Annotated in this window: 7 protein-coding genes; 2 read left to right on the plus strand and 5 right to left on the minus strand. The window is 67.8% G+C overall.

Annotated elements, in window-relative coordinates; all coding sequences use genetic code 11:
• Positions 1 to 102 precede the first annotated feature (102 nt).
• The 5 genes from ACIA12_RS12715 to ACIA12_RS12735 all read right to left on the minus strand — a co-directional run bounded on the left by ACIA12_RS12715 (position 103) and on the right by ACIA12_RS12735 (position 7,168).
• On the minus strand, positions 103 to 1,899 hold the full coding sequence (locus ACIA12_RS12715) for a type IV secretion system protein (RefSeq protein ID WP_396367072.1): 1,797 nt from the start codon (positions 1,897 to 1,899) through the stop codon (positions 103 to 105).
• 182 nt (positions 1,900 to 2,081) lie between these two features.
• Positions 2,082 to 4,946 (minus strand): ATP-binding protein, encoded by a 2,865-nt coding sequence (locus ACIA12_RS12720; RefSeq protein WP_396367073.1) that lies wholly within the window; start codon positions 4,944 to 4,946, stop codon positions 2,082 to 2,084.
• On the minus strand, positions 4,946 to 5,518 hold the full coding sequence (locus ACIA12_RS12725; RefSeq protein WP_396367074.1) for a hypothetical protein: 573 nt from the start codon (positions 5,516 to 5,518) through the stop codon (positions 4,946 to 4,948). Before ACIA12_RS12725 ends, ACIA12_RS12720 begins: the two co-directional genes overlap by 1 nt.
• The gene (locus ACIA12_RS12730; protein WP_164597436.1) at positions 5,518 to 5,805 is read right to left on the minus strand and encodes a hypothetical protein; all 288 of its coding nucleotides are present in this window, start codon (positions 5,803 to 5,805) and stop codon (positions 5,518 to 5,520) included. The genes ACIA12_RS12725 and ACIA12_RS12730 overlap by 1 nt, the downstream gene beginning before the upstream one ends.
• Positions 5,806 to 5,854: 49 nt before the next feature.
• Entirely contained in the window at positions 5,855 to 7,168 is a 1,314-nt protein-coding gene (locus ACIA12_RS12735) for a conjugal transfer protein (protein WP_396367075.1), read from the minus strand.
• A 408-nt stretch (positions 7,169 to 7,576) separates the two neighbouring features.
• On the opposite strand from ACIA12_RS12735, the gene ACIA12_RS12740 reads away from it, so the two are divergent.
• Positions 7,577 to 8,452 (plus strand): aldo/keto reductase, encoded by an 876-nt coding sequence (locus ACIA12_RS12740; protein WP_396367076.1) that lies wholly within the window; start codon positions 7,577 to 7,579, stop codon positions 8,450 to 8,452.
• A 90-nt stretch (positions 8,453 to 8,542) separates the two neighbouring features.
• Positions 8,543 to 8,932 carry a thioredoxin gene (trxA, locus tag ACIA12_RS12745; protein WP_344840792.1) on the plus strand — a complete coding sequence of 130 codons (390 nt, stop codon included), beginning with the start codon at positions 8,543 to 8,545 and terminating at the stop codon, positions 8,930 to 8,932.
• Positions 8,933 to 9,049: the final 117 nt, after the last annotated feature.

Genomic DNA, 9,049 nt, shown 5'->3' on the forward strand with positions numbered 1-9,049 from the left:
TTCGTCGACCTCCGGAGAGCCTCCGCTGAGCCACGGATCATCGTCCTCAGGCCGACCCGGTCGGCTTCCCTCCCTACGCCCTGGCCCTGCGCCCACCTTGGATCACCGTCCGCCCGGGGATCGATGGCTGGTCGGCCCACTGCTCCGCGCAGCCGAGTACTCCCGGTAATGCCGCTGAGCTGCCGCGACCTTGCGAATCTCCCTCGGCGCCTTCGGCGGACCTTCCCGAAGACTTGCGGACGGGACAAACCTTCTGGGCTCGTACCGTCCCTGACGCAACTGTGCGGCAGTCGACGACACCTTCGCGTGCCGACCTGAACTGCGTTCGGTGGAGTTCTTGCTCGAATTCACAGTGGGCTTCGGCGCCTCGATGGTGCCACCTTGGAAGATGTCTCTCGACACCCGCTTTGTTGCCGGCTTCGCCCCGCTTGGCGCGGAAACGCCGCCAGGCCGAATCGTCGCATCGCGACGATCGCCAGGCTTCTTGGTCCCGGGTCCGCTGACACCAGGCCGGTTCGGGTCTCCCGGCCTACCGATCCTCCGCTCCGAGGACGTGTCTGCCTGTCCCTCGGCCTGCTGCCCGCGACCCGATCCGGGGGCCGGCATCTTCCGGTAGACGCGAGTCGTATCGGTACGGCCGTCCGGCTCCTGTCCTCCACCACGCTGCGTCGTCGGACGACTTCTCTCCCCGTCCGCGGTAGCAGGCGCCGCCCCGCGGCTCCGGATAGCTGTGACGACGCGACGAACCGCCTGTACTGCTCCCCGGCGGGCAAAAGAACCCATCATCATGCTGCCTACGCCCGGCCGCATCATTGTCGTCATCGACTCGAGCAGGCGCCGTAGCCGGAATGCGGCGATCAGGACCACCAAGGCCAACCCAGTCACGGGCAACCAGCCAAGACTCTGGCTCAGGCTGAAGACAGCTGTGAGAAGTGACAAGGCGACTCCGAATACCAGCATCGCCGCCACGGATTGCAGAACCAGTCCCAGTAATGCCTCCAGCCAGTTCATGCCCCACTGTCGGGACCGGCCAGGAATGATGAAGAGGCATGCGAAGACAACGCCAACGACAAGCATTATCAAGCAACCTACAAAGGCCATCAACGCAGTCGCGGCAAGCCCGATGTTGAGAAAGGCGAACAGCGTCGCGGCTACTGCCGCAATCAGCAGGACGCCGATCCTTCCGAAAGGATTCTCGCCCTTGGCCCACTTGACGGTCGGAGTGTCGCCACCGCCCTCGGCTTTCGCGATGTCGTTCTTCACGTAGTCCATACGCTTGTCTTTGTCGACCCCGACGTCAAGCATCGCTTTCCCGTAGCGTCCGCACGCCTCCATCGACCCGAACTCCGCGATGCACCACGGCGTCACGGCGAAACCGCGCCAGGCCGCGTCGCCGGATTTCCTCAGCATGGTGTCGCGGGGCGAGCCTGGGAATGCAGGCTCCGGCGTCTCAAAAGGTGTCTTCAGTGTCCCGCCGACTACTTGCCCTGATGCACCCATGACAGTTTCGGCTCCGACCTGCCGAGCGCCGTCCACGCCCTTCAACCAGGTCGCTGGGCCGGCTGCCAAGCTGATCGCCAACAGGCCTGCCGCGAACACCCAGACGAGCTGCCCGAGCGCGGAACCGCTCGACTTACGCTGAACGTAGGCCGCCACCGCCCCCAGTGCGAGTGCGGAGGGAAGCAGCCAGCCCGACAGCTGTGTGCTGACGTCGCCGATGGCGCTCGACGTCGAATCCATCAGAGCGCGAACGTCCGTGAACGAGAACAGCCACCAACCGATCGCGATCGCCGCACGAGTGGCCGCGACGACGTACAGCATCAGCAACTCGGCGAACGAGTTGAACACCGGCCGGAACGGATCGCTGAAGCTTCCCTCGAACTCGAGGCTGTAGGCCATCGGGTTGTACTGCTCGAACAGCGTCCGGGTATCCCCGTGGGTCAGATCAGGTGCCGGCAACAGGTCACCGAAGCCTGTCGGCGTGGTCTGTTGCTGCGGATCTGCCGCCAGGGCGAGCTGAGCCGTGATGATGAGGGAGAACGTCAGGACGGTCAGCGCCGTTCTGATGCGGCGCGACCACTTCATGCGACGTGCTCCTTCTTGCCTGAACCGTTGCTCGGGGACTTGTCGGGGTCCGGCTCGTTGGCGGGGTACATGGCTTCGTTGTAGGCGGCTTCGTCGGCTTCTTGGTCGTATACCTCGTTGGGGCCGATTGGTTCTTCGTAGCGGGGTGGGTGGTGGTGGTCCACGCCGTTGGGAGAGGGGGTGGCCGGCGCGGTGGGGACTGCGGGGGCGTGGTGGTTGGAGGTTTCTACTACCGGGACCGATGGGAGGGGGGTGTCCTGAACGGGTTCCTGGGTGTGGGCTTCGGCTTGGGAGGCGGCGGACGCGGCTGGTTGGAGGGCAGCCTCGGCGCGGTCTTCGTCGTCTTCGGCGAAGGGGTCCGGGTCCTCGTAGGGCGGGAGGATCGGCTGGGTCGGTTCCAGGTCGTGTTCGGACTCGGGAGTGGTGCGGAGGAGTTCGGCGACGCGCTGGCTGGGGATGTCGATCTGGACGGTGGCGACCTCGTCCCAGCGGTCTCGCATAATGCAGTGGCCGTGGCGGATGCTCTTGCCGTTGGCGGCGGTGTTGATGCCGCGGACCAGGGTTTGGTACGGCGCGGTCTGCGGCCGGCCCAGCAGTTCGAGGAGCGAGTCGACTTGTTCGCGGGAGCGAAGGCTGAACGCGAACAGGGTGGTGATCTGCTCGACCAGGCCGGGGAGCTTCAGGATGGATGCGGGGTCCTGGGTGTCCAGGACCAGGGAGGCACCCAGGGCACGACCGACGCGGGCGATGTAGTCCAGGAAGCTGGCCCCGTCAGGCGTCTTCGTCAGCAGGTGTACCTCGGGGACGATGACGACCTTGGAGCGGCCGCGGAACTCGCGGCGGCCGGTGGTACGGACCATCCAGGCGAGGCAGCCGCGGAGGCAAGCCATGCCGACGCGCTCGATCGGGGACCACGACTCGGGCGCGGACTCCGGCGACGGCAGGGTCAGGCCTGGCATCTGTACGACCCAGAGGCCCGGGTTCGTCGTCAAGGACGAAAGACCCGACGGCGGTCCGGCGACGACCGAGCCGAGGCCCGTCTCGACCAGGTCGCGCAGGGCGAAACCGACGGTCCGGGTGGTCTCCGACTCGGCCGCGCACAGCCGCTGGATGACACCCCACGAAGACGGATCGGGCGACTGGATCTCCGCACGTGTCGCCGCCATGACTGGAGCTTCGGCAGCACCTCGCAGGTGTGGCGGCAGCAGCAACATGAGCTGCGACGGAGCCTGCAGCAACGCGTCGTCCACAGGTAGTACGCGCAGCAGGTCGGCAGCGCCCGAGAACTGGGCCGTGATCTCGATGACGGCAGTCGGTACCCCGTACTCCGCGGCGACCGCCGACACCCCAGCAGCATCACCCTTCAAATCCAAAAGTGGAACCCACGCCCCGGCAAAAGCCGAATCGAGCCCACCCAGCATCGCCGCAGTCGTCTTGCCTCGACCCGAACGACCGAGGAACAGCGTCGTCGTCGCGTCACCCAAAGCCGAACCGGCCGCCGCGTCGAAACGCACCAACCCAGGCGTCGACCCGGTCAGATACCCGATCGCCGGACCGGTCGCGTCACCGATCGACGCCCCGCCCCAGAACCACGAGCCGAAGAACGCGGTCGACTCCCGCACATGCCCCAGATCGGGCACCCGGAGCTGGTCGCCTGGCAGCGATTCCAGCCACAGGTCGCGCTGCTCGTCAGCACCGGCGGCAACCGTGATACCGCGGTCGGCGTAGTGCGCGATGACCGCGTCGACGTACGCGTCGAGATCCTCGCGAGTGTCCGCGCTGACCAGTAGTCGTGGGTGGTCCTCGACCAGCGTCAGGCCGCTGCGGTTGATGTCGCGCTTGACCTCCCGCATGATCCGCTCGGTCTCGACGATCTCGTCGGCCGTCTCCTCGGCGGTGCCCTTCGCGGCCGACCGGCGCTGCTCCTTGGCCGACTTGCGGGTCTCGTCGACCAGGTGCCGGGCGGTCTTCTTGGTCAGTACCCGGAACCGGACCGAGGCCTCGACGGTGACGTCGATCTCGTCGCCGTCGTCGTCGATCGCCTTGATCTCGGACAGCGTCCGCAGCCACTCCCCCGCGCCCGGTGTCTCGAGCTCCTCGGGGAAGTCGGTCATCGCGAGCACACTCGTGTACGCCGCGATCTGGCCGCGCGAGTCGTAGATGCGCAGGTGGTCGGTGTACGGCACGACCCGGCCGGACGTCAGCCGGGCCAGCGAAGCGCCGGTGATCAGGCCGCGACGGGGTGCCGCCACCGCTCCGCGGTGCATCTCGCGGCTGATCAGCCAGGAGATCACCTCGGCCGGGGCCGTGTGCGCGCGCCAGACGGTCGAGCCGAGCTGGCGGGCGAGTTTGTGGACGCGCTCGTCCAGGTGCGCGAGCTCGCGCGCGCTCACCCGCCACGAGGTCGTACCGAGGGCGTCGCTGATCGAGCCGCGGACCTGCGCGGTCGCCCGGGGGTCGCGGTCGCTGAGGTGCACGCCGAGCGCGACGTACCGCTCCGGCATCCGCATCTCGTCGATCCGGTCGGCGCGGGTCTGCGCCCAGCCCTCGTGGTCACCGATCCGGTAGTGGCCGGCCACGCTGTCGATGTAGTCCATGCCGGTCGAACGGCCCCAGACCACCTTCAGGTGGCTGAGCCGGTCGCCGAGGATGGTCGCGGCGGCGCTGACCGCGGCGTCGAGGGCGGCGTCCTGCTCGCCCTCGGTGGCCAGGTCGGTGTTCGCGACCGAGATCAGGAACCACGCCTCGGCGCTGCGCTCGGTCACCAGCAGACCGTCGGCGATGGCGACCAGGCGTGGCGGCGGCAGGCCGCGCTCGCGGCCGACACCGACCAGGTTCAGGAGCTTGTCAGCGATCTTCATCAGTGCCCCTTGTTCTTCGATCGGCCCGGCGACGTCCTGCGACTGACCCTCTGCACGTGGTCGGCTCCGAGCAGGCGAGCCCGTTGGTTCACGGTGATCTCGGCGCCGGCCCGGACCTGCGGGTCAAGCTCCACCACGTCCTCGCGTTCCCATTCCGGGGTCACTCTGGCCTTCGCCAGGTTGGCCACCTTCTGGGTCGCGACGCGCTCGCGCCACGGCAGGTACTCCGTCTTGTCGGCGGCCCGGGCGCCGAGTCCGATCACCGGGCGATGGGCGCGCAGCGCGTAGCGGACGGCGAGCGCCCACTCGGTCACCCGGCGGCGGCGTTCGTGGTGCTTGCCGGCCCGCCAGCCGAACGCGGTGATCACGAACGGCGGCACGATGTACAGGCTGACGGTGGCCTTCTGCGGCACCCCGATGAACGGGACGAGCAGGGCGATCCAGACGAGGATGATCACCGCGCCGAAGATGATCATCCGCCGGCGGGCGCCTTCTCCCAGATCGATCCCGAGCAGGTCGTACTGCCGGGTCTCGATCTCGAAGTGGTGGGTCAGGGTGCGGCCGACACGCATCAATTACCTCCGGCCAGCAATCCCCAGAAGCCCTTGAGCACGTTGATCGTCTGGTTGTTGGCGTAGATCAGCCCACCGACCAGCACTCCGGCCGCGATGTGACCGAACAGCTCGCCCCACTCGCGCTTGAAGTAGTGGCCGATCGCGCGCAGCACGAGGATCGCGATGAAGATGTTCCCCGCGATGACCAGGACCCAGTCCTTGAAGTCCGCCCCGGTGGGGACGTTGCTGTCGGCCATCGGCGCGGTCAGCTCCACCACGCTCGCGACGAGTTGGTGCGTCATCATTGCGGTATCTCCCTTGGTGCATTGGTCATCCGACGGCAGTCTGGCGTGGTCATCCGACGGCAGCCACTTGCCATCGCTGTGCTCCGTCCGCGGCGACAGTACGCCGAAGAGTGAGCGTGTAGGTCTGCTTGAGGGTCGCGTCCCCGGCCCCGTCCCAGGTAACGGCGGCCGTGGCCCGGCGCTCGTTGTCGTCTCCGGCGTAAACCTGCCACGATTCCAGGTCGTCCAGCGTGACGACCCCGTTCAGGCTGTGGATCGCTGCACCGGGCGCCGCCACCGCTTCGACCTTCTCGTCGGATTCGGCGTAGGCGCTGAAGAACGCCTCGGCGTCCTTCGAGGTGGCCGCGGTCAGGTCGTCGTCGGGCTGGCCGGCCCCCGGCATGTTGTCGGGCAGTGCCGCCCGCTCGTCGGCGACGAAGGTGGGCGGGCCGCTGGCGACGACCCGCGATGCCGTCCGTGCCACCGGCACGGAGACCCTTTGCCACGTGTAAGGGCCGGGCACGAAGGTCCGGCCCGACTTGGTGAACGCCCGGACCTGCACCCGGACGTCGACGACCGCCGTGATGCCGGACGGATCGACTTTGACCTCACCCGGGTAGGCCTTGTCGGCGGTCTGCTTGCCCTGACCGTTCCATCCGGCCCGGGTGTCCAGCTTGTCGGCCAGATCGAGCGCGATCGCGGCCGGCCGGGCGTCGGGGTTGGTCTCGTCCCAGTTCAGGTACGAGACCGCGTACCGGGTCGCGACCGCGCGGGCCTCGTCGGCCGGGAAGCCGGACTGGGTGGTCTGGCCGCCGGTCGTGGTGGAGGTGTTGGGCCGGACCCAGGACCGTACCCCGCTGATCGCGGCGAGCAGCAGGACGGCCACCACCAGGCCGCGGAAGAACCGCCGCGCCCAGGTGGAGAAAGAGGACTCGGGCTCGGTCGCCCAAGGTGTCTGATTCGGCTCGAGGATCGGCTCGCGGACCGGGCCGGGCGCCGCGTGGGCACCGTGCGGTGACCGCTGCCGGAGCCGCTCGGGCTGCCTAGTCCCACCCTCCGGCTGCCCCGTACTACGGGCTGCCGCCGGCGGCTGGCCAGGAGGCGCACCCGGGGGCACCTGGCCGGCCGGGGGCTGGGCACCGGGCTGTTGCGGGCGACGCGGCGGGGCCATCACGCCACCGCTGTTCGGTGGTTGGGGTTGGCTGTACTGCGCCGCCACCCCCTGCGCCTGCCGAGGCGTGGGTGACACCGGTCCGTCGGGGTGGGACCACCACTCCGGTGCGGTGTTCTGCGGGCGTTGTCTGCCCGCCTTCTTCGTTCGCCGCTGGTCCGCCCAGTGCTCACCTTTTGGCGGCAGATTCAGCAACGTTCGCCACCAACTCATCGCTACCCGCCCCTCAGACAGCAGTTACGCGGACAGTAGCCGGGAGGATACGGCAAGCAACTGTCCACCGGGAGACCTGAGAACAGGATCCGGAAGCTCCATCGCTCCCCGCAGCCATACTGTTACCCGCTTCTGCGCTCGCTGCACATTCACGGGTGAAGCGTGACACCTTCGGTACCGTCGCCATAACTCCTCTCTCATGCCCGATCACGTCGATCAGGCAGCGCATACCATGCCACACGGGTCAGACAGGTTCGAAAACCCGTGCGAACAACATGGTAAGCAGAACGATCCAACTGATCACAGATAGTAACCGATCACCCGGTCCGCCCTGTGGAAAACTCTCCCGTGGCGCGGGGTCAAAGTACTAGGGTTTGACGCATCAGAGGACCTTTGAGAGGACATGCGATGGAGACTCGTCGGCTTGGGCGTCTGGAGCACCAGAGCTCGGTACTGATCTACGGCGCGGCATCACTCGGTGGGGTCGACCAGGATCGCGCCGACGCGTCCATCCAGGAGGCCCTCGACGCCGGGATCAACCACTTCGACGTGGCGGCCGACTACGGCGAGGCCGAGCTGCGGCTCGGGCCGCGGATGGCGGAGATCCGGGACCGGATCTTCCTGGCCACCAAGACCGGACGGCGCACGTACGACGAGGCCTGGTCGGAGATCAACCGGTCGCTCGAGCGGCTGCAGACCGATCGTCTCGACCTGATCCAGATGCACGCCGTCTGCGATCTGGAGAACCTCGACCTGGTCACCGGCAAGGGCGGCTCGCTCGAGGCCGCGATCCGCGCCAAGGAGGAGGGCATGGTGTCGGCGATCGGCATCACCGGGCACACCGCCGAGGCGCCGTCCGTTCATCTCGAGGGGCTGCGCCGGTTCGATTTCGACAGCGTGCTGACGCCGCTCAACTACAAGTTGTCCACCGATCCGAAGTACGCCGACGACTACGCAGCGCTCGTCGAAGCGGTCAAGGCCAGCGACGCCGCGCTGATGACGATCAAGATGATCTCCCGGCGGAACTGGCGCGACGGCGAGGAGAAGACGTACGACACCTGGTACCGGCCGTTCGACGAGCAACGGTATGTGACCGCCGCCACAGCCTGGTTGCTGAACGGGCATCCGGAGATCACCGGTCTCGCGACGGCCGGCGAGACGCGGCTGCTGCAGCAGATGATCCAGGCCGAGAAGGAGCGGGCCGACCTCAGCCCGGACGACGCGGCTGCCATCCTGGACGAGGTGCAGGACTACGAGTCGCCGTTCGTCGACATTCCGATCTGATCCCCTGCACAGTGCCGCGCGGGACCTCGGGAACACTCCCGGGGTCTGCGCTGTTATGGATGACGAATTCGTCTAACTTCGGAGGTCGTAGTGGCAACGGTCGAGCTGTCCCAGGAGAACTTCGACAAGGTCGTCGGTTCCGACGGGCTCGTCCTGGTGGACTTCTGGGCGGAGTGGTGTGGTCCGTGCAAGATGTTCGGACCGGTGTTCGAGAAGTCGTCCGAGACGCATGAGGACATCACCTTCGGCAAGGTGGACACCGAGGCGCAGGTCGAGCTGGCCCAGGCGTTCCAGATCCAGTCGATCCCGACCTTGATGGCTGTTCGCGACGGTGTCGTCCTGTACTCGCAGCCGGGAGCCCTGCCGGCACCGGCGCTGGAGGACCTGATCACCCAGCTCCGCGCGGTCGACATGGAAGAGGTTCGCGCCCAGATCGCGGCCCACGAGGCCGAGCACGGCACCGAGCCGCACACGCACTGAGTCAAACGCTCTATATATAAGGAAGCGGGGGGGGGGGGGGGGGGGGGGGGGGGGGGGGGGGGGTGGGGTGGGGGGGGGGGGGGGGGGGGGCGGGGGGGGGGGGGCGGGGGGGCGCGG

The organism is Kribbella sp. NPDC051620 (genome assembly GCF_044453825.1).
Lineage (GTDB): Bacteria > Actinomycetota > Actinomycetes > Propionibacteriales > Kribbellaceae > Kribbella.

What these genes read in the sequence shown, in the direction of transcription:
- ACIA12_RS12735 (WP_396367075.1), bottom strand. Translation starts at nt 7,168, where the DNA reads ATGAGTTGGTGGCGAACGTTGCTGAATCTGCCGCCAAAAGGTGAGCAC.
- ACIA12_RS12715 (WP_396367072.1), bottom strand. Translation starts at nt 1,899, where the DNA reads ATGGCCTACAGCCTCGAGTTCGAGGGAAGCTTCAGCGATCCGTTCCGG.
- ACIA12_RS12730 (WP_164597436.1), bottom strand. Translation starts at nt 5,805, where the DNA reads ATGATGACGCACCAACTCGTCGCGAGCGTGGTGGAGCTGACCGCGCCG.
- ACIA12_RS12720 (WP_396367073.1), bottom strand. Translation starts at nt 4,946, where the DNA reads ATGAAGATCGCTGACAAGCTCCTGAACCTGGTCGGTGTCGGCCGCGAG.
- ACIA12_RS12740 (WP_396367076.1), top strand. Translation starts at nt 7,577, where the DNA reads ATGGAGACTCGTCGGCTTGGGCGTCTGGAGCACCAGAGCTCGGTACTG.
- ACIA12_RS12725 (WP_396367074.1), bottom strand. Translation starts at nt 5,518, where the DNA reads ATGCGTGTCGGCCGCACCCTGACCCACCACTTCGAGATCGAGACCCGG.